Origin of the sequence: uncultured Microscilla sp. (assembly GCF_947493425.1) — a bacterium.
GTDB lineage: Bacteria > Bacteroidota > Bacteroidia > Cytophagales > Microscillaceae > Microscilla.
This window is the reverse complement of the sequence record NZ_CANLRP010000137.1, coordinates 1-22,191: the sequence shown is the minus strand read 5'-3', so window position 1 is coordinate 22,191 and position 22,191 is coordinate 1. Positions and strand designations below refer to the sequence as shown.

General features: G+C 40.8%; 13 protein-coding genes. 9 read left to right on the top strand and 4 right to left on the bottom strand.

Going from position 1 to position 22,191, the window contains the following annotated elements; translation table 11 throughout:
* Positions 1–887: methylated-DNA--[protein]-cysteine S-methyltransferase (locus Q0954_RS25185; RefSeq protein ID WP_299461702.1), on the top strand; the 887-nt coding region annotated here is incomplete at its 5' end.
* A 255-nt stretch (positions 888–1,142) separates the two neighbouring features.
* Here Q0954_RS25185 and Q0954_RS25180 read toward each other — a convergent pair.
* Positions 1,143–1,802 (bottom strand): response regulator transcription factor, encoded by a 660-nt coding sequence (locus Q0954_RS25180; protein WP_299461700.1) that lies wholly within the window; start codon positions 1,800–1,802, stop codon positions 1,143–1,145.
* An 849-nt stretch (positions 1,803–2,651) separates the two neighbouring features.
* Here Q0954_RS25180 and Q0954_RS25175 point away from each other — a divergent pair.
* Positions 2,652–3,257 (top strand): hypothetical protein, encoded by a 606-nt coding sequence (locus tag Q0954_RS25175; protein WP_299461698.1) that lies wholly within the window; start codon positions 2,652–2,654, stop codon positions 3,255–3,257.
* 253 nt (positions 3,258–3,510) lie between these two features.
* On the opposite strand, the gene Q0954_RS25170 is transcribed toward Q0954_RS25175, so the two are convergent.
* Entirely contained in the window at positions 3,511–5,091 is a 1,581-nt protein-coding gene (locus tag Q0954_RS25170) for an acyl-CoA carboxylase subunit beta (RefSeq protein WP_299461696.1), read from the bottom strand.
* 348 nt (positions 5,092–5,439) lie between these two features.
* Between Q0954_RS25170 and Q0954_RS25165 the strand changes: the two genes are divergently transcribed.
* Both Q0954_RS25165 and Q0954_RS25160 read left to right on the top strand, forming a co-directional pair.
* Complete coding sequence (locus tag Q0954_RS25165; RefSeq protein ID WP_299461694.1) at positions 5,440–9,783, top strand: PAS domain S-box protein; 4,344 nt, start codon at positions 5,440–5,442, stop codon at positions 9,781–9,783.
* Between the two features lie 235 nt (positions 9,784–10,018).
* A complete protein-coding gene (locus Q0954_RS25160; protein WP_299461692.1) occupies positions 10,019–10,519 on the top strand; it encodes a septal ring lytic transglycosylase RlpA family protein in 501 nt (166 codons plus the stop codon).
* A 432-nt stretch (positions 10,520–10,951) separates the two neighbouring features.
* Here the strand turns inward: Q0954_RS25160 and Q0954_RS25155 are convergent, their stop codons facing one another.
* On the bottom strand, positions 10,952–11,335 hold the full coding sequence (locus Q0954_RS25155; protein WP_002697852.1) for a co-chaperone GroES family protein: 384 nt from the start codon (positions 11,333–11,335) through the stop codon (positions 10,952–10,954).
* A gap of 187 nt (positions 11,336–11,522) precedes the next feature.
* Between Q0954_RS25155 and Q0954_RS25150 the strand changes: the two genes are divergently transcribed.
* Positions 11,523–13,730, top strand: a complete 2,208-nt coding sequence (locus Q0954_RS25150) for a S9 family peptidase (RefSeq protein WP_299461687.1) — start codon at positions 11,523–11,525, stop codon at positions 13,728–13,730.
* A 169-nt stretch (positions 13,731–13,899) separates the two neighbouring features.
* Here the strand turns inward: Q0954_RS25150 and Q0954_RS25145 are convergent, their stop codons facing one another.
* Positions 13,900–14,787, bottom strand: a complete 888-nt coding sequence (locus Q0954_RS25145; RefSeq protein ID WP_299461704.1) for a LysR family transcriptional regulator — start codon at positions 14,785–14,787, stop codon at positions 13,900–13,902.
* Between the two features lie 217 nt (positions 14,788–15,004).
* Between Q0954_RS25145 and Q0954_RS25140 the strand changes: the two genes are divergently transcribed.
* The 4 genes from Q0954_RS25140 to Q0954_RS25125 all read left to right on the top strand — a co-directional run bounded on the left by Q0954_RS25140 (position 15,005) and on the right by Q0954_RS25125 (position 21,769).
* A complete protein-coding gene (locus Q0954_RS25140; protein WP_299461685.1) occupies positions 15,005–15,739 on the top strand; it encodes an SDR family oxidoreductase in 735 nt (244 codons plus the stop codon).
* A gap of 931 nt (positions 15,740–16,670) precedes the next feature.
* Positions 16,671–17,165, top strand: coding sequence for a hypothetical protein (locus Q0954_RS25135; protein WP_299461683.1), 495 nt, complete (start codon positions 16,671–16,673; stop codon positions 17,163–17,165).
* Positions 17,166–17,575: 410 nt separating this feature from the next.
* Positions 17,576–20,692 (top strand): DUF5060 domain-containing protein, encoded by a 3,117-nt coding sequence (locus Q0954_RS25130; protein ID WP_299461681.1) that lies wholly within the window; start codon positions 17,576–17,578, stop codon positions 20,690–20,692.
* 303 nt (positions 20,693–20,995) lie between these two features.
* Positions 20,996–21,769 carry a hypothetical protein gene (locus Q0954_RS25125; RefSeq protein WP_299461679.1) on the top strand — a complete coding sequence of 258 codons (774 nt, stop codon included), beginning with the start codon at positions 20,996–20,998 and terminating at the stop codon, positions 21,767–21,769.
* Positions 21,770–22,191 lie beyond the last annotated feature (422 nt).

Genomic DNA, 22,191 nt, shown 5'->3' with positions numbered 1-22,191 from the left:
TATTGTTTTGTCACTTTAAAAATAGCTTACCTTTTTTAATTCTCCAATTTTCGGTTAACCATGCCGTTCGCAGTATAACTACTGCCATTGCCTTGGTAAAAGAAAATCCCAAGCAAAAAGTGTCAGATGCTTTGCTGCGTGAACAAGGCATAAGCCCTGAAGTGGTGCGGCGATGGTTTAATAAAAATTATGGAATGACCTTTCAGGCGTATCAGCGCATGTATAGAGTAAACACTGCCTATCAAGAACTTAAGGGTGGCAAAGCCGCTACTGCTGCTGCCTTTGATGCCGGGTATGAGTCGTTGAGTGGGTTTGGTTATACTTACAAGAAAATTTTGGGCAAATCGCCCCAAAAAAGTGTAAATAAATCGGTCATTTTAATCAACCGACTGACTACCCCACTGGGTCCCATGTTTGTGGCGGCCACCGACCAGGGAATATGCCTGCTGGAGTTTGTAGATCGTAAAATGTTGGAAACCGAGTTGAAAGATTTGCAACGCTTGTTGCAAGCACAAATTATGGTAGGCGAAAACCAATACATTGAACAGGCAAAAACTGAAGTAGCTGCTTACTTTGAGGGCAAGCTCCAGGTTTTTGAGGTGCCTTTAGATACGCCAGGCACCGACTTTCAGCAATTGGTATGGGGTGCATTGCAAAACGTACCTTATGGCAAAACTGCCACTTATCAACAGCAAGCCAAACGGATAGATAATGTACAGGCAGTAAGAGCAGTAGGTACTGCCAATGGTGCCAATCGGGTGTCTATTATAGTGCCTTGCCATCGGGTAATTGGTAAAAACGGACAACTGACTGGATATGGAGGAGGGCTTGAACGCAAACGTTGGTTGTTAGACTTTGAGCGGAAACATTTGAACAAAAAGCTATGACACCAAACAAGGATTGCATGTGTTGAATTAGTCGAAAATGCTTGAGGCTCCAAACTTGATCCAGAGAATTTATACACTCGCTAAGGTTTGGTTTATTCTAATCGGGGTATTGATCAACAAGTAGTGATTGGAAAACTGTTTGCAACACCTACATTCATTTTGATTGTTGCAAACAGTTTAAAAATTAGTAAAAGAGAAAAATAAAATGACCCAAGAGACGGAGCTCTATGGAGTCGGTGAATGTTGTTGTTTTACTTAATACATAGCTACCAACGTTTGTTTATGCTCCAGGGCATATATCAACAAACTATTGTGCCCATTTAAGTTCAGTTTTCGGCACATCTGATACCGCCTGTTCTCAATCGTTTTAGGGCTTTTAAACAATACTGAAGCTATCTCGTTGGTAGTTTTTTTCTCAGCAATCATTTGCAATATTTTTACTTCCAGCCTATTGAGCGAGTGCAGTTCATTGGTAGGTTTGTTGTGTGTTGCTGTACTATTTTTTTGGCATGTCCTACTTAAAAAAGTTTTGCCCTGTTGTAGCTTTCTGAGGCATTCTACCAATTCATTTTCTTTACCATCCTTCATCAATAATCCATCAATATTCATTGCCAACAGTTGATTAAACTCGTGATCTTCTACTTCATTGGCAAAAACAATGATTTGGTGTTGTGCATTGTTTTGTTTGATGGTTCTGATAATATCTATTGAGTTAGGAGTGTTTAGGTGAACAACAATTAAATACGGTTGTTTTGTTTTTAGTAAATAATGAACCTGTAAAAGCTCTTCTGCTTCTCTGGTAACTTCGTAGTCTGGCATTGCTTCAAACAATGCTTTGAACCCCTTTCGGGTTAAAAAGTTGGCATCAATTATCAAGGTTTTTGTGGTTTGTGTTTTTTTTGAAAATTGCATCATTTGCTTAGGGTTATTGTTAGGTTTTTTGTGTAATGGTGGTGTTGTTGTAAGGTGGAAGGCGTGCATTGATTGCCCTCCTGTTTTACGGTCAGGACAAGGACTGTGAGAATATTTTTCATGGGAGTTAATATATTGTAAGACCTTTTTATTTTCCTTAAAATTATTACTGATTTTAGCGTTTCAAGGTTACGGTGAGCGAGGGTTAAATATGGGCAGAGGTGGATATTTTGTGCTGTCAAGTAAAAAAGAGATAGGAATGGTCGTGCAGAAAAAGGCTTGGCAAAAAAAAAGAGATGGGTGAATATTCGCCATCTCTTTTTGTGTTTACTTGTTAAATTAATTGATCATTATTTTCTTTTAATTACTTTCTTTTTTTCAATATCCATCATAAAAAATGGACGATGAAAACCTCTGGTAATTTTTGGTCTTTTATCTGAATATGAGTATTTATTGAATGTGTCCATAATTTCTTCAATTTTTCAATATCCCTTACTAATCTTTATTATATTACAAAGTACTCATTTTTTCTTAAAAAAAGCAAGTTTTTGTAACTTTTTTGTAACCTTTTATAAATACTATCGTAGCATCCTTAAAATACTGTAAAAATGAATGAATAAAGGGTTATGAAGGGTTTAGGTGTGGTATTTCAATTTTTTATTTGGTGTAAAGTGACTGTTGACTACAGGTAAACAAGGTGTTTTTTTTGCTATTTCTATTTTTTTTAGAAATTTTTATAAAAGACATTTCCCAAAAAAAATACAATAAAAATCTCTTCCCAGAAGCAACCAATTCTTAGCGTGTGCTTGTAAGTAGTTTATAAATAACCGATTAAATTAAACAAAAGAAACTATGGAGAGTAAGCGCCTTTTATTAATTATTTGCTTGTTATTGTCAGGGTTATATGCTTGTAGTAATCAAAACCAAGAAGATGATGTGGTGCCTAGCCAACCCGATATTGCTATACCGCAAGGGCCAAGTTGCCCCAATAGCCCCTCAATAATAGTGAAGTCTACCCAAAACACCGAATGTGGGCAGAGCCTGGGAAAATTAGTGGTGGAAGGTTCAGGAGGGCAAGGCTCTTTGACTTATAGTATCAATGGGCAAAACTTTCAGACAGACACAGTATTTGCCGGGCTGGCAGATGGTACTTATACCGTAATAGTAAAAGATTCGGTAGACTGCACCAACACTGTAAATGCCGGCGTAGGAACGAACTCTGATGTGAGCTTTGCCACAGATGTTGAGCCTATTATACGAACCAATTGTGCTATATCACAGTGCCATGTATCTGGAGGCAGAAGCCCTAACCTGACAACCAAAGCCAGTATTTTGAGCAACGCTGGTAGCATTAAAAGAGAAGTAGTAAGTGGCTCGATGCCAAGGGGCAGTACCCTATCTCAGTCTGAGATAGATCAGATTCGTTGTTGGGTAAACGATGGGGCTAAAGATAACTAATAGTTGGGTTGAAAGCTTCAACAGGGGGTAAGCTTTAAGCGACAAGCTTCAAGTCCTGACCAATGAATCGGAATTTAAAAACAGATTCGATTCACAGGCAACTAACAAATGTATAGTCTATTCACCTTCAGTAGATGATGAGTTAGTTAGAGTATATATTTTGTACCACCAGATAATGTGAAAAATGGCTGTATAGCAATGATTTTGTCTCACTCTATACAGCCACTGATGGTGTGCGTAAGCTTTTTACGTTTTACAACGGAATATTGCCGTGTTTTTTCTTAGGCAAAGTAGCCACTTTATTTTCAAGCATTTTGAAAGCCTTGATTAACTTTGCGCGGGTTTGCTCTGGCATAATTACTTCATCGACATACCCACGGTGGGCCGCACGGTAAGGAGTAGCAAATTTGCGGGTATACTCATCTACTTTTTCCTGTAGTTTGGCTTCCGGGTCAGCAGCTTCAGCTATTTCACGTTTAAAAATAATCTCAGCGGCACCTTTAGCGCCCATTACTGCAATTTCGGCAGTAGGCCAGGCATAGTTCATGTCTGCCCCAATGTGCTTAGAGTTCATTACATCATAAGCTCCACCATACGCCTTGCGGGTGATCACTGTAATACGTGGTACAGTAGCCTCACAGAAAGCATACAATAGCTTGGCACCGTTGGTAATGATACCGTTCCATTCCTGGTCGGTACCTGGCAAGAAACCTGGTACATCTTCCAATACCAGCAAAGGAATATTAAATGAATCGCAGAACCGCACAAAACGACCTGCTTTAGTGCTGGCGTTGATGTCCAGTACCCCGGCAAGCACTGCGGGTTGGTTGCCCACAATACCAATGCTGCGTCCACCCAAACGGGCAAAACCTACCACAATATTTTCAGCAAAATCTTTATGCACTTCCAAAAAACTGTCCGAGTCTACCAACTCTTCTATTACCTCACGCATGTCATAAGGTTGGTTAGGGTTGGCAGGAATCACCTCATTCAGTTTACTACGTAATTCATCTCCATTGCTTTCGTAAGGTAACAATGGAGGAGTTTCTTCGCAGTTTTGAGGAATGTAACTCAACAACTGTTTAAGGTTGTTGATACAAGCTACTTCATTGGCGCAAGAGAAATGCGTGACCCCACTTTTGGTACTATGGGTGCTGGCACCGCCCAATTCTTCAGAGGTTACCTCTTCATTGGTAACCGTTTTTACTACTTTAGGACCAGTTACAAACATATAAGAGGTATTTTCTACCATCATAATAAAATCGGTAATGGCTGGCGAGTATACGGCTCCACCTGCACAAGGTCCCATTACTGCCGAAATCTGAGGAACTACCCCTGAGGCAAGTGTGTTACGGTAAAAAATATCAGCATATCCGGCAAGCGAAATAACCCCCTCCTGAATACGTGCTCCACCTGAGTCGTTGAGTCCTATTACAGGTGCTCCATTTTCCATCGCCAAGTCCATAATTTTGCATATTTTCTCAGCGTAAGTTTCTGATAAAGAGCCGCCAAATACAGTGAAGTCTTGTGAAAACACATACACCAAACGCCCATGAACGGTGCCATATCCAGTTACTACTCCGTCGCCCAGGTAATACTCATCGCCCAAGCCAAAGTCTTTACAGCGGTGCATGACAAATTTCCCGATTTCTTCGAAAGAACCTTCATCTAAAAAAAGCTCAACACGCTCACGAGCGGTCAATTTACCTTTTTTGTGCTGCGACTCTATGCGTTTCTCTCCACCACCTAACAATGCTTCGGCATTCTTACGGGCAAGTTCGTTAAATTTTGCTGTTAATGTTTCGTCCTGTTGGTTTGCTACAGTGTTTTCCATTGAATATATGCTAATATCTATGAGTGACTAACCTTGATAACTTAAAGCATTGATGATCAGTGAGTTGAACTCAATGCTTTTTGGGTAATTATTTTATAAGGGCTGAAAATACGAATAATTTGATGAAAATGAGGATTTACTCAGGTTTTAAGTAGAATAACACCGAATTGTAATCTGCTATATTTTACCAAAAGTAGCTGAAAATCTACCTATAAATTCTGTAGAACCCAACATTTATATTATATTTAGAAACAAATGTGCTATTCAACCAAGGTTTGGCATAAATTACGCTTGAATAAATTCGGTTGCTGTCAAATTTTTTTAAAATTATAACTCCTGAGCATTTATATGAAGCTAATACCAAAACTTACTGCTGCTCAAAGACTTAGAATTATTTCCACTACCATAGGTGTCCTTCTTTTGTCTGGGATTACCTACTTTTTTATTGCCTATCTGGAAACCAGCCAAAAGAAAAACAGCCTTGTCGTTTTACAGGCTATTCGTAACGCAAAAAAGCAACAAATAGAGCAATTTTATCAACAACTGCACAAAGATGCCAGGGTATACTCCAACCTTGATATTGTCACTTTCAGTCTTCGCAAATTTAGTCAGGCATTTTCTCAAGGAGGTGTCAACAGCCAAGGGTACCGCAAGGTAGATTCACTTTATCGCCTTAAGCTCGAAGCATTGTTGGGGGCACGTAGTTATGAAGATATTTATTTGGTCAATAATCGGGGAGATGTAGTTTTTTCGGTAAGGCAGCAAGAAGATTTTGGTACCAATATAGCCAAAGGAGCTTACCGTAACCAAATGATCAACAAGGCTTTTAACGATGGAAAAAATACCACTTCATTGACCGATTTTAGCAATTATAAACTGGTGGGCAACAAGTTACCGATGGGCTTTGCATCTTCGCCAGTTTTTGATGACAATGGGGTACGTTTAGGCGTCATTATCATTAGGGTATCGGCCAAACCCATTAATGCCATTCTTGAAGAAAAAATGGTGCATAACACCACTGCCATTCAACCTCGCATATTTATCATAGGGCAAGACTACAAACTTAGAGCTACCTCGTTGCCCGAAGAATATAGCCTTTTATTAGAAAAGCGTTTAGTGTCTAATGCTGCCAGAGCTACCCTGGACACCAAGGGAGCTATAGAGTTTGATGACGACAAAAGAGAAGTAACCACCGCCAGCGACTATCTCAATATTAAAGCGCTTGACTGGCACCTCATGGTAGAACTACCCAAAAGCAAAGCACGCCAGGGGCTCAACCTCATTGAGGTAGAAATTATATTCATTGTATTGTTGGTCATTCTGTTTTTTGTAGGGGTACTGTTTTTCTATAATAAAACCCTTAAAAAGCCAGTGGTTAAAGTAAAAGAAGTAATTGGAGATTTGTCGCAAGGGGTATTGCCTGACACCAAGTTGGACGACCAATATGATGATATTAAAATACAGGCAACTATCAACGACTTGATCGAAGGCTTGAAGAAAACCTCCCACTTTGCTTCTGAGATAGGCAAGGGTAACCTTGAGGTAGATTTTAAGCCCCTAAGCGAAAACGACGAACTAGGCAACGCCTTGCTGGGCATGCGCAACAACTTACGCCAAGTAGCTATAGAAGACAAAAAACGTAACTGGACTACCGAAGGGCTGGCAAAGTTTGGGGAGATTTTACGTTCTAACAACGACAATGTAGCAGAACTTGCCTATAATATCATATCAAGTCTGGTTGACTATGTGGGTGCCAATCAAGGAGGACTGTTTGTGCTCAATGATGAAAACAAAGACGATGTATATCTGGAGCTTTTGTCTGCCTACGCTTTTCAAACCAAAAAATACCATACCAAAAGGATTGAAATAGGAGAAGGAGTAACGGGAGAGGCTGTGCGTGAAAAACGCACCATTTATATGACCGATGTACCTGACGAATACGTGCAGATTACCTCAGGCCTGGGCGAAGCCAACCCCCGTAGTGTGTTGGTGGTGCCAATGAAGGTGAACGACCAGATTCATGGGGTAATAGAAATAGCTTCTTTTGAGACTTATGAAAAGTATCAGATAGGATTGATAGAAAAACTAGCTGAAAGCATTGCTTCTACTATAGCCAGCGTAAAAGTAAACGAACATACCAAAAAATTGGTACAGCAATTACGCACCTCCGAAGAAGAAATTCGCCAGAGTATGGAAGAACTCCACGCTACCAAAGAGCAAATGGAGAGCAAAGAGATTGAGCTTACCGGCCAACTCGATGCCATCAATAGCACGCTTTCTACTATAGAGTTTGACAGCGAAGGGTATGTAAATACTGCTAATAACATTTTTCTGGACTCTATGGAGTATACCCACGATGGCTTGGCAAGGCAACCCCATAAAATACTGGTAGACCCAGACTACAGTCAAACTACCGAATACAAAGAGTTTTGGGCGGCGCTTAAAAAAGGTGAAAGCCAGTCAGGAGAGTATAAATATGTGACCAGCACTGGCAAAGAAATTTGGTTTAACGCTACTTACACACCAGTAAAAGATGCTGCAGGGGGCATTTATAAAATTATAGCCCTGGCCACCAATATTACCGCGCAAAAGAAAATGGCGCTTGACTTTGAGGGGCAACTGGCAGCTATTTATAAGTCGAACATGGTGGTAGAGTATGATATGCAGGGGAGGATAATGTATGCCAATGAAGACTTTTTAAAACTGGTAGAGTATGACTTGGGCGAAGTACACGAAAAGCCACACACCGTTTTTATTCCTGAAGAAGACCACAACAGCCCTGATCTACACGCTTTTTGGGCAGACTTACGCCGGGGAAACTACCAGGCAGATGCAGTACGACGCAAGACTAAATCGGGTAAAATTATCTGGACAAGAGGAAGCTTTAACCCTATACTAGACCTGAGCGGGCAACCTTACAAAATCGTAGAGTTTACTCAAGACATTACGTACCATCGTGAGCTTCAGGCAAAAACTGCCGAACAATTAGAATCCATTCAGGTAAAGGAGAAAGAGCTGACCGAAAATGTAGAAAAACTAAATGAGGTGCAAGAAGAAATGCGTCAGAAAGAGGCGGATATGGCTGCACATCTCAATGCAATTGACCGCACGCTGGCAACAGTAGAGTATGACTTAAGAGGGTTTTTCAAAAAAGCCAATCATCAATACCTCAACACTATGGGATATACTCTGGAGGAGCTTGACGGACAGCACGACCAAATACTGGTAGACCCTGAAGAAGCTGAAGGCGATGAGTATCAGGGATTTTGGAAAAGCCTGAAGCGCGACGGGGAGCGTTCGGGCGAGTTTAGACGTATTTCTAAGTCGGGCAAAGAAATATGGTGGCAAGCTACCTTTACTTTGGCCTTTACAGCAAAACGCAAACCTTACAAAGTGATTATGCTGGCACGCGACATTACCTCCCAAAAACAGGAGAGTTTGGATGTAGAAGGACAATTAAAGGCTATTCGCAAGTCGAATGGAGTAATGGAGCTGGATATAGAGGGTAAAATATTGAGCATTAATGATATATATTTGGAAGCCTTAGGCTATACCGAAGAAGAGGCGTTGGGCAAAGACCATAAATTATTTGTAAAAGAAGAAGAAAAGCACAGTGCAGACTTTACGGCGTTTTGGATGGAAATGGTGCACGGACGGTTTAAAACCGGGGTGTTTGAGAAGGTGTGCAAAGATGGTAGCATTCGTTGGTTTAGAGGGAGTTATAACCCCATATTTGACCTCAAAGGCAAGGCGTATAAGATTGTACATTTTGCCCAGGATGTAACCGAAGCCAAACAACTGGAAGCTGAGGCTTTACAGCAAGCCGAAGAGTTGCGAACTCAGGAAGAAGAAATTCGCCAGAATATGGAGGAAATCACAGCAGTACAAGAAGATATGAAACGCAACAGCATGGAGATGGAAGCTGCCCTGGAAGCTATAGACCATACCCTTGCCACGGCTGAACTCGACCTAAGCGCTACTTTTATGAAAGCCAATGCCATTTTTGCCGACTTGGTAAACTTTAAAGTAGATGAATTGATTGGTAAAAACTTTAGAATGTTGGTAGAGCCCAAATTTGCCAAAACTGACGAATATCTAGCCCTTTGGGATAAACTTGCGAACGGATTGGCACAAGAGGGAGAAATAAGGCTCATTACCAAAGACCACAAAGAGGTATGGGCAAACGTTACCTATACGCCAGCAAAAAACTCTTATGGCACTATCTACAAAATTTTGGTATTGGTAAATGATATTAGTGAACTCAAACACGTAACGCTTGACTTTCAAGGCATGCTCAAGGCTTTTAACCAAACCAACCTCATGGTGGAGTATGACTTAAACGGAATGGTCATCAATGTCAATGATCGCTTTTTGGAACTGATGCATTACGAAAAAGGGGAGGTGTTGGGCAAACACCATAAAATATTTGTGAGCGATACCGAAAAGAAGACAAAGAAATACAAAGATTTTTGGCAAGGAATATTGGCTGGTGAAGATAAATCCGGCGATTTTCTAAGGGTAGACAACGAAGGCAATAAGTTGTGGTTTAAAGGAAGCTACCATCCCATTCCGGATGCTACCGGAGCCCCCTGTAAAGTTGTAAATTATGCAATGGATATTACCGAATACAAACATTCAGTAATAGAAATGGAGAAGCTAATTGCCAACAACCAAAACAACCATAAGAAATAAAAAAGGCAAATAACCTGGTTGGTTTGCTGGTATCTGACATAAGTTCGCATAAAACCTTACATCTACCCCCTCAAATACGCTCGCACTATTGTGCTTAACATCTTATTTTTGCTTTTTTGGTATACAAAAAAACAGGGTTTGTAAAAAAACTACATCTTTTAGTTGTCTCCAGACGAACACAACTACAGCTATTCACTATCGTATCATTTCAATTTTTTGAAAAATAATAACAAAAATGAATCAATTTAAAACATTATTAGTAGGTGTATTTGTCATATCATTATTAACTGCCTGTGATACTTTATTAATTGCCACTCGTACTTCTGGGGGTTCGTCGGGTACCCGTACCGGAGGAAGCAGCACTACTGGAGGAGGTGGTTCGTCTACCAGCGGGGGGAGCTCATCTACTGGCAGCGGTAGCAGCAGTAATAGCAATGTAGCTTCAGTATTGAACGGTAAAGCCTCTTATTACCATGATAAGTTTCACGGGCGTAGAACTGCCAGCGGGCAAACATACAATAAGTATGCTTTGACTGCCGCGCACAAAACTTTGCCTTTTAACACCAAGATTGAAGTACGTAACCTTAAAAATAACCGTAAAGTATTGGTTGTGATCAACGACCGCCTGCCGCGTACTTCTACCCGTTCTATTGACCTATCGCGTGCGGCTGCCGAGCGTATCGGAATGGTAAGAGATGGTGTAGTGAGGGTAGAAATGAAGGTATTGAGGAGGTAATAGTTAGCAACAACTTAGGTACATTTAAGCTATTTATTCATCATCAATGTACTTATTGTAATAAAACAAAGTATTCTAAAGCAAAAAACGAGATGGCAACACCATCTCGTTTTTTTTTCCTAACCACAAAGCTTATTAAATATCTTTGATGAGTGTTTATTCAAACCAAATACCAAAAATATTATTTCGTGGAAAATAAATTGTAAAATGCTGATAATTAGGTGGTTATTTCTTTAAAAAAAGTAGTTGATTCAAGATAGAAGAGGGTATTAGCGAGGTTTTTTGTGCGATATATCGTATTTGTGGCGATATATCGTTATGCATTTATTGGTACAAAAGGATTGACTACATTGATAAAGGGAAACAAGCAATTAAAACAACCTCCCTGACAAGTGTCAAGAAGGCTGTTTTAAAAATAAAGTATCAAGAAGTTTAATCAAACAGTTCTTCGTCTCGCTCAAGCATCAGTATAGAGTTTTGGGGTACAATGTAGTACTTCTCACCTTCGTATTGTACCTCGTGTGACCCATTGAGCAGAAAAATAGCCAAGTCGCCTTCTTTCACCTGTAAAGGTACATATTGTGCTTTTTCATTGTTTTCTTTCCAGGGTTCATCTTGTTGGTTTGTGGGTAGCGGAATAGGGTAGCCCGGACCTACTTTGATCACATACCCACTTTGTGTTTTTTCCTTTTCCTGCACTCCAGGGGGCAAATAAAGCCCGCTCTTGGTTTTATCAGCAGGGCTTTTTGGGCGAATCAACACCCGATCGCCTACAATTACCAATTTTTTCAATTTATTGTCTTCAGTCAAGATCATTTGAATTACTTTAAATCACACTTTTTTGTGAAAAAAAAATCAACTCCATGTATCTGGAGCTGTGGCAAAATTAAATATAAAACTACACAACACCCAAAAAGTTATACACAGCCAGTTTTGTGAACAATCCACATACTTTTTTTACTTTTACAAATCAGAATACAACCATTCAATTGATTTTAAAGATATGAGTAGAACAATTGCCCAAATATCAAAGAATACAATGCTGTTAGCCCTGTTGTGCCTGTTGGCACTGCCTGGCAGGAGCCAAAAAAAATACAACAATCTGCGCCAGGCACTTAGGGCTGGTTTGAGCGGGTCTAATGGTCCTCGTAGTGTAAACTGGATCAACAATGGGGAGACTTTTTCTTATATAGAAAGTCGTGGGGTGATCAAAGCATTTAGCCCCAAAACCAACAAAGAATCGTTGGTGTTTGATGCCAAAACAATGAAATTTCCAGGCACCGATCAACCATTTCGTTATAGCTCGTTTGAGTTTTCTCAAGATTCTAAATACTTATTGTTTAAGAGCAATTTCCGTCCAGTATGGCGTCGTTCTGGAATTGCTGATTATTACTTTTATTCTATCCAAGACAAAACCCTGAAGTTGGTAGCTAAAGATGCCCAAACTGCCCAATTATCGCCCAATGGCAAAAAAGTAGGCTATGAGCGCAAAGGAGACTTGTTTGTGTATGACTTTGCCACTAAAAAAGAAACTCAACTAACCAATGATGGCAACGAGAAAAACTTCTTGTATAACGGGCGTTATGGCTGGGCTTACGAAGAAGAATTTGGTTTGGCGCAAGCCTGGGTTTGGTCGCCCGATAGCAAGCAGATTGCTTTTTGGCAAACCGACGAACGCGAAGTGCCTGTTTTTCAGATGACCGACTATAGCAAAACCCACAAAGAATGGGTAAAAATAAAATACCCTCAAGTAGGCGATAAAAACCCTATAGTAAAAATTGGAGTGGTAGACCTTGCCCAAAAGAGCCGCCAGTGGATGAATGTAGCTTTAGGCGATGGTTATGTGCCTCGTTTATATTGGACCTCGGTACCAGGGCAACTTGCCGTAGTGCATTTGAACCGTGCCCAAACCCACCTTCAGCTGTTTTTTCATAATACCAAAACTGGCAAGGGTAAAAAAATTATGGAAGAGAAAAGTAAAGCATGGATAGATGTATTTGACTTTTTTGCTGGCATCAATCATTTGTTCTTTTTTCCTGAAGATAGCAAAGAGTTTTTCTGGATTTCTGACCGCGATGGTTGGAGCCACATTTATCGTTACAACTACAATGGCAAGCTGCTCAACCAGGTAACCAAGGGCAATTGGGAAGTAACCAATGTGTATAATGTAGACAGCAAGCGCAAGAAAATATATTATGCCTCTACCGAAAAATCGCCTCTTGAGCGCCATCTTTACAGCATCAGTTTTAATAGTAAACGCAAAAAACAATTGACCAAAACTGCTGGGCGTCATTTTATCAATTTTTCGCCTAACAGTCAGTATTACATAGATCGCTACTCAAACGTAGACACCCCTACACAAGTAGAACTGTGGAGTACCAAGGGCAAGAAAATAAAGTCTTTGGAAACCAACAAAAGAGTGAAAAAGAAAACTGCTTCGGGCTACTTTAAACAAGAACTGATGAGTTTTAAAGCCTCTGACGGGCAAATGATTGATATTTTTGTGATTAAGCCGCAGGGTTTCAACAAAAACAAAAAATACCCTTTGGTGGTAGACATTTACGGAGGGCCTGGTTCTCAGTCGGTATACAACCAATTTGCGACCAATGGCTGGCAACAATACCTTGCCCAGGAAGGCTACGTAGTGATAAGTGTAAACAACCGTGGAAGCGGAGGTTATGGGAGCAAATTTGAGAAAGTAGTATATAAAAATCTGGGACACAACGAGGCCAAAGACTTTGCTGAAGCCGCCAAGTTTATGGCTACCAAATCGTGGGTAGATGGCAACCGCATGGCAATTCGTGGGCACAGCTACGGAGGTTATATGGCAAGCTTTACCCAGCTTAACTACCCCGAAGTATTTAAAGTAGCTATAGTAACTGCCCCTGTAACAGACTGGCGCTTGTACGATAGCATCTACACGGAGCGTTATATGGGTTTATTGGGTGACAATGAGCAAGGTTACATCAATAGCTCGGTAATGAAATATGCCAAAAAATACAAAGGCAGAATGTTGCTTTCGCACTCTACGATGGACGAAAACGTGCACGTGCAGAATACCTTCCAATTAATGAAAGCATTGATTGACAAAGGGCAAGATGTAGATATGAGAATTTACCCACCAGGTGCACACGGTGTAGCCTATAGTGGTACCAGTTATTTCTTGCTATACGGGGTATACGTCAATTATTTGAACCAACACCTTAAGTAGTAAAGCGGCAAGCTTTAAGTTTGTCAAACAAAACAATTATAAAAAAGGCAGCGCCATTAAAGTGCTGCCTTTTTTTGTGGAATTTATTGTTAAAAGATTGATACTTAGATATTTATTGCTTGTTGAGTTTGGCTAACCATACCACATCATTGCGCCACAAATCAATCAATTATTGGGTCAGCCCGGTGAGTATTGAGTCAAAATGAGCCTGCTTTTTTTTATGGGCAATCAAAAAGTAACGAACCTCTGGGGCGTTTTCGGGTGCCCAAACCTGTTGGAGCCTGGATGCCTCCACAAAATGGTTAACCTCGTGTTGTAAGGCAATGGCTACACCAGGGGTTTTACACAACTCATTCAACATCAAAAAACTATTGGGAATGGTATAATTGGTGAAAATGCGTGGGCGTTGTTTGTTGAAACAGTGCAACCAAAAAAGTTTGATATAATGGTTGGTAGCCGAATGTGAGAACCAAACCTGGTTTTCCAGCCAGGCCTCTATCTCTGTAAAGTCGTGCTGGGCAATGGACTGAGCAACTGGTTGCAAGTCTACATGAGGGTGGGCTACCACACACATAGAGGTTTGAAATATGGGTGCAGTCAACGTGTCAAATGTATTCACTTCCTTATCTATAATGGCATAGTCGAGTTTTCTTTCGTTGACCAGGTCAAACAACACTTGGCTGGATTCCTCAAATTGAAATGAAATATGTTGCCCTATGGCAGGCAGTTTACCCGAAAACAATGCATGGTATGCGTGGGGGCTCATACCCAAAGAAAAAAACTGACTTTCTTTTGCTGCTCGCTTGTTATAAAATGCCTCTACTGCTTCTAATTTATCCAACGCATCAATAATGAGGTTATTCAAAAACTTAGCGTTTTCGGTAGGTTCTACCCCTTTCGACTTTCTATAAAACAGCTTGTGCCCCACGGCAGCCTCAAGCATACTTATTTGGTTGCTTACTGCTGGTTGGCTCATAAACAACTCTTTGGCAGCTCTTGAGTAGTTTTTATGCTTGTAAACTGCCTTAAATGTACGGTACCATTCTAAACTTACCATCACTGTGATATAATTTTATTGATAACAAAGCTAAAACATCTTATTTCATTTTAAATCATGAACGCCGTAATTTTGTCTCAGATTTAGTTGATAAGCAATGGTTGCAGCCTTAAGTGTTTACTTATTAACAAAAATAAAATGCTGGTATAATCTCCAAAAGAAATATGAGTTTCCAGCAAGGTAGATTTTAAAGTATTTAGAAAAGTTAAAAAGAAAAATGAAAAAAGTAGCATTTATTACAGGCGCTAACAAAGGTATAGGTTTTGAAGCAAGCCGTCAACTGGCAAAAAAGGGCATCACAGTAATTATGGGAAGCCGCAGCGACCAACGCGGAAAACAAGCAAGTGAGCAGCTAAAGTCTGAAGGTTTGGATGTAGAGTTTTTGAAGTTGGATATAACCCAACCAGAGAGTTTTGATGAAGCAAAAAAATACATTGATGAAAAATACGGACAGTTGGATATATTGGTAAACAATGCCGGAATTATTCACAGTGAAGAAAGCTGGGGAGAGAACACTACTGAAACGGTTTCTTTAGAAGCCCTGAGGCAAACTTTTGAAGTAAATTTCTTTGGGTTGGTAGCCCTGACCCAAAAGCTGTTACCCTTGATTAGAAAAAGCAAACAGGGGTATATTACCAATGTGTCGAGTATTTTGGGGTCGGTCAATGTACAAAACGACGCCGAATCGGGTTGGTATGGTGTCAAACCATTTGCCTACAATGCTTCCAAAACGGCCTTAAACTCTTTTACCGTGCATTTGGTAGCCTTATTAAAAGACACAAATATTAAGGTAAACTCGGCGCACCCTGGTTGGGTAAAAACCGACTTGGGCACCGATGCGGCACCTATGGATGTAGTATCAGGTGCTAAGACATTGGTCAATTTATCGTTGGCAGAACATACCAATTTTACTGGCAAATTTATTCACCTCGACGAAGAGGTGCCCTGGTAGTTTGAGTATTTCATTAGTGAGTGATAAAAACTTACGTTTCACTGATTTCTAGGTTGGAAAAAAGAAAACACTTAAGGGAGCAAACAAGAAATAACCTACCCATTTTGTAGCTGCTCTTTTGCCCTGAGACTTTGTTACTTTTAGCCTTTGGCAGAGCCCCGAAACAAGTTCGGTTCACAACCCCGAACTTGTTTCGGGGGATTTATAAACTCGGCACAGCAAAGCTGTAGCCTCAGGTGTGCCCTGAAACAAAGCATAACAAGCTTTGTATGCTATAACTAAGATGGTGGTAGACCCACCAAAGGCGATTTACAGGAATAGCCTTTAAACCACTCTACGGTGCTATGACAGTAATGTTTTGGTATTGAAGAGAAAAGGCTCCGCTGGTACGGAGTCAGGTGTGAATAAGAGAGATGAACGCAAGTGAACCAATGAAGAAGTGTCGAGAACAACTACTTGTTGTCAAAACCAAATTTGTCCGATGAAGTTTGGGATAGAAGCATAGAGTGTACCCTGTCAAGTGTCTATGTGACAACCGTCATTAAGTTGGCGTGACTCTTATTTAGGCTTAGTTATGGAACAGGGGAAGCCCTCTATGATCATTAAGGGAAAGTACAAGTAGCGATCCTACAAGGCGAATACTGAGATGATAGAGGGTGGCGGATGAACTCGTATTAGTAGCTCTGCTATGACTTTAAAAAGTGCCGCGTCTCAGAATAAAATAGCTAGCAAAGAACAGGTATCCTATTTTTTAATTGCTCCCTAAACTCGCTGTATGATCACAGAACGAGTAGATGATATTCCCTTATTGGTTGCAAACTTAGAAGCGAGCAACCCGAGTCAGTACCTGAACCGTTATTTTCCAGATCATGGAAACTGAAACTGGACAGGTCTTGATGGCGGCAAATTAGCCGTTGGTTTTTTAACTTATGTGTTATCACTTGGCGATCATAGACTAAATCATGTAGAATCTTGGGCAGGAGAACGATTATTTACTTTGCGTCATAGCCTAAACGCAGCAAATTTGACTCAAAAGGATTTTACAGATGATCGTTTAGGTAGCCTGATGGATCGTTTTAGTGATGAATCTAAATGGGATAAGTTTGAAGCAGATCATAATAAAGAGATGTTGGATATTTATGATCTAACACCATCAAAAGAGGTTGTTCGCCTGGATGCCTTGATTGTTCAGAGCTTTCGTGATCAAGGTGCGAACTTTAAACGGGGCTATTCGAAACAACACCGGGCAGATTTGCCCCAACTTAAGGTAATGGTTGCCACTGTTGATCCATTATCAATGCCCTTAAGTTCTGTGATTGTATCAGGTAATAAAGCAGACGACAAGCTTATTGTTTTTGTTCATCAACCTAAATTATTACTTACTTCGTTAAATACCATTGTTTCGAAAATAATTCAATGTTGCTAACATTGAAAATTCATGAAAAAGCCCTGTACCAGAATATGACAGAAGGAAATAAAACTATATAGACTTGACTTTGAGTGACTTAGATTTTATTTACTCTTGGTTACTTTATTTTATTGCATATGTGGTAAACTTTGTCAAAATAAAATTATTGCTATATAAAGCATTATTTCTTACTTCAAAACTGCCCACAGGTGCTATTTTATGTCCATTGTATTTTTTGCCCTTCCTTGACCAAAACTCTATGTTTGCTGCGACTTATTAGTGACAACAGGCATTGCTCAACCTGCATTTGGCAGAATCATACCCAATAGGTGATCAGTCAACAAATCAATTACTGACAAAATCAACAGACTTTTATACTATGAAGTCCTCTTGGCTTCAATTTTTATTACTTAACCACAATTTTTATTATGAAACATAAGCTATTACTGGCACAGAAAACAGTACGCCTGCTGTGGGTATTCTTTCTATGTATACCTGCTGCGTTGAGTTACGCACAGCAATCTGTTATGAGTATGACCCTCGTCAATGCCAACAATAACAATGATTTATATGAGCTCAGCAATGCTCAGATAATTAACCTGGCAAGCTTGCCAGGCAATCAGCTAAATGTGCGCGCCAACACTTCTCCTTATAGTGTAGGAAGCGTGAGGTTTTATTTGAATGGAAGCCTTTTTCGTACCGAAAATGTAGCCCCTTATGCTTTGAATGGCGATGACAGTGGAGACTATTACCCATGGAATCCACCGTTGAATAGCCCTGTTACTCTAAAGGCTATTCCTTTTTCGGGAGGTAATGGCAGTGGTATTCAGGGAATAGCCTTTGAATTGACTGTTACCTTTGTCAATCAAATACAGGTAAATCCACCTGCGGCACCTTCTCAGCTGGTGGCAGCACTCAATTCTTCTGGAACAGTATCGCTCACCTGGAACGATAACTCTAATAATGAAGAGAACTTTGTGCTGGAAACAACCATCAATGGGGGCACTTCCTGGAGCTTGTTGCATACACTGGGAGTAAATGCAACAAGCTGGACATACAGTAACCCTGGCAATCAGGTAATACGACAGTACCGCCTTAAGGCAAAAAACAGCGAGGGAGAGTCGGTTTACACTGTATCTAATGCGCTCACGATTGACTCACCTCCAGTGGCTCCTTCTGGGCTTTCGGCGCAAATTACTTCGCCGGGAGTTGTGAGTCTTGCTTGGAACGATAACGCGGCTTATGAAATGGGTTTCGAAATACAATATACCGATAATGTTTCTTCGCAAAACCCTGCCTGGAGTGTATTGACCACGCTGGGAGTAAACGCTGTATCGTGGACAGACAATAGTTTTGGCAACACCGTTGCCCGCAAGTATCGAGTACGTGCTTTTAATAACAAAGGAGTGTCTGACTTTGCCAATGAAGTGGTAGTGAATACCGATTGGGGAGGTGTACTGGAGATCACAGGCGAGCTCAAAAAATGGCACAAGGTAACGCTTTCGTTCAAAGGACCTGTCACATCGGAAGGTGCTAGCGACAACCCTTTTGCCAATTATCGTTTGAATGTAACTTTTACCAATGGAGCCAAGTCGTATACAGTACCAGGGTTTTACGCTGTAGATGGTGACGCTGCTAATACTTCGGCGATATCGGGCAATATTTGGAAAGCACATTTTACTCCTGATGCTACTGGAACTTGGTCGTATACGGCTTCTTTCCGAAAAGGAACTGACATCGCCATTAGTACAGACCCTAATGTGGGAGCTTCTGCAGGGTATTTTGATGGGGCTACTGGAAACTTTAATATCACCAATACGGATAAAACTGGGCGTGACTTTAGAGGCAAAGGCAGGCTAAAGTATGTGGGGGAACACTACCTGCAGTTTAGCGAAACAGGAGAGTATTTTATCAAAGCAGGAGCAGATGCAGTAGAGAATACTTTTGCCTACGAAGATTTTGACGCCACGCCTAACAACAAGGGGCTAAGAAAGAGCTGGGTCTACCACCAGCAGGATTATGATACCAATGATGCTGGTGATTATACCTGGCAAAATGGCAAAGGGTCTGAGTTGCTAGGGGCAATAAAATACCTGGCAGATCAGGGAATGAACGTGTTTTCTTTCCTTACATTTAGCCTGGATGGAGACGATGATAATATATTTCCTCACTTATCAAAAACAAGTAATCCCAGTAACTGGAACGATGTATACCACGATCGTTTTGATGTGTCGAAACTTGCCCAATGGGAGAAAATCATGGAGTATGGCGACAAAAAAGGCATGTACCTGCACTTTAAAAGCCAGGAAGAAGAAAATGATTGGTTAATGGATGGAGGATACCTGGGTAGAGAGCGTAAGCTCTATTACCGGGAGCTGATTGCTCGTTTTGGGCACCACCTGGCGCTCAACTGGAATCTGGGCGAAGAAAACCGCATCTGGCGGGAGATTAACAACGGTACTCAGGTAACTAAAGACATTATCCAGTACATCCATACCCTTGACCCCTATCATCATAACATTGTGATTCACAACTGGGTGGGCGAAGAAAACAGCCTGTATGGGCCTTTGCTGGGTAACCAGTCGGAGCTTACAGGTGCCTCTTTGCAGGTCAATATCAACAATGTGCACAGTGAAGTGAACGAATGGGTAGAAAAGTCGGTGCAGGCAGGCAAGAAATGGATCGTTGCCAACGATGAACAGGGAGACTATCGTCTGGGCATAGGGCTGGATGCTGGCTATGACCAGATAAACGGACAAACCCCAGATGGCAACAACAGTAAAATAAACGAAGACAACCGTGATGATGTGCGCAAGAAAGTACTTTGGGGAACCCTCATGGCGGGTGGTGCTGGTGTAGAGTATTATTATGGCTACCAAACAGGCTACGGCGACTTGTATTGTCAGGATCACCGCACCCGTGCTACCAAATGGCAGGATGCTAAAATGGCACTCAACTTCTTTAATACTTACCTGCAGCCCTACCTTACCCAAATGAAAAACGACAATGGACTGACGGCTGATGGTAGCGACTATGTTTTTGCCAAAACAGGGGAAGTATATGTGGTTTTTCGTCCTAATGGAGGTGCTGCTACCTTGAACTTGAGTGGTGCAACAGGCACCTACAAAGTGCAGTGGTATGACCCCCGAAATGGTGGTGGTTTGCAGAATGGTTCTGTCACTTCGCTAAGTGCAGGAGGTTCGGTATCTATTGGCAACCCTCCCAACAATATCTCTAAAGACTGGGTGGCTTTGATAGCTAGAGATGACCTGGCGGTGAGAATTACTGATGCAGTGACAGACGAAAATGCCATAGTACAACCTAATCCGTTTAGTAACCAGCTAAAGGTAGAGTTGCCTGCTGCCTGGATAACGGGTACTACCCACATAGAACTTATATCGCTAAGAGGAGGAATACACAGAAAAGTAGAAGTTCATAAACGCTCACAAGTGTATTTCAACACCTCTACTCTTAAGTCTGGTTTATACCTATTGAAAATCACACAAGGAAAAAAAATCAAAGTCCTGAGAGTCATCAAAGACTAATATTTATCTGAATCAAGCAGGCAGGTGTATAAGGAAACTTGTCTGCTTTGAAATTAAGATAAAAATTTTCGTAACCATCAAACTGATCTTTCGCATCCTTTTTTACAAAATAGTGTTTTTTTTAAACGTAATATTTTATTTTGCTAAATTACTTTTTAGTACATACTGCTTGACAAGGGTGGCTAAAAAATTGACATAAACACGTAAAAATTCGATATAATATTGCAAAACTATAATTTGTCGTTTTTAACCTAAAACAAGTTTTTAAATAAAGGTGCGAAAGATCAGTCAAAAGATTCATTTATGACTAACAAAACACAAAGCATTTACTGGAGTTGGGGCATCTTGTTGCTGGCAATGTTACTGAGCCTAGGAGCCTGCAAGAAAAAAGAAGATGTAAACCCTGACAATACTACCAATAACGGAGAAGGAAACAATGGTTTGGGTGCTCCCTGTCAAGACAGTACAAAGTTTATTTTTGAAGAAAAAAACGGGCTACTCATTATCGAAAGCGAAAGCATGCCACTAGGCGAGGGCTGGCAGTTGGAAACCTCATCGACCGACTTTACGGGCAAAGGTTATACACAATGGCATGGCAAAAGCGAGTACAGCACTCCTGGCAAGGGGCTGATTACTTATAAAATACGGGTGAACACTCCAGGTACTTACCGTGTGCAGTGGCGTTCCCGCATCAATGAAGGAACAGACCATACTGAGGCGAACGATGCCTGGTTGCGTATGGCAAATGCCAGCGATTTTTTTGCTATGAAAGACAACCACAAACTTTATCCAAGAGGGTCGGGCAAAACCCCTAATCCGGAAGGTGCTGGAAAGGAGGGCTGGTTTAAAGTATATATGAATCAGACCAACCAATGGAGCTGGCGTTCGTATACCAACGATCATAATGCTTACGCAGTTTATGCTACTTTTTTGGTAGCTGGCGACTACACCATAGAGGTTTCCGGGCGGTCTAAAGGGTATGCGATAGATCGCATAGCACTTTACAAAGAAGATACAGTACAGGAAGCCACTGCCACTGATCCTAATCAGGCAGAGAGCATCAGAACCTGTCAATAAACTGGTTAAAGTTCAGGGCAAACGCATCAAAATATGAATAGAAACATAATTTAATAAACATTAGTGAGCGGCAAGAATATTGAAAAGAGGTGCATTGCCCAAAAAAATCATAATTTAGTAGCGACAAAACTGCTATATTTATGAATACATTCGAGCAACTTACTGCACCTCTCAAGGCTTTTTTGGATACTAAAGGACATAGTTTTGATGAAGTAACAAATTCAAAAGCTCTTTTTTTTTAAGATTTCACCCTAAAACTGATCTATTCTGTGGTAATGCAAATATTATCTCTACGAATGTTAGTCTCTGATTTAGAGACTAATGCGACGGCACATGAATTGGGGCTCATCCTACTGTACATGGTTTTACAAGGGAGTGATAACTCCCTTCATTTTCGTCCAACAAGGAGGTTTACGTTTTTT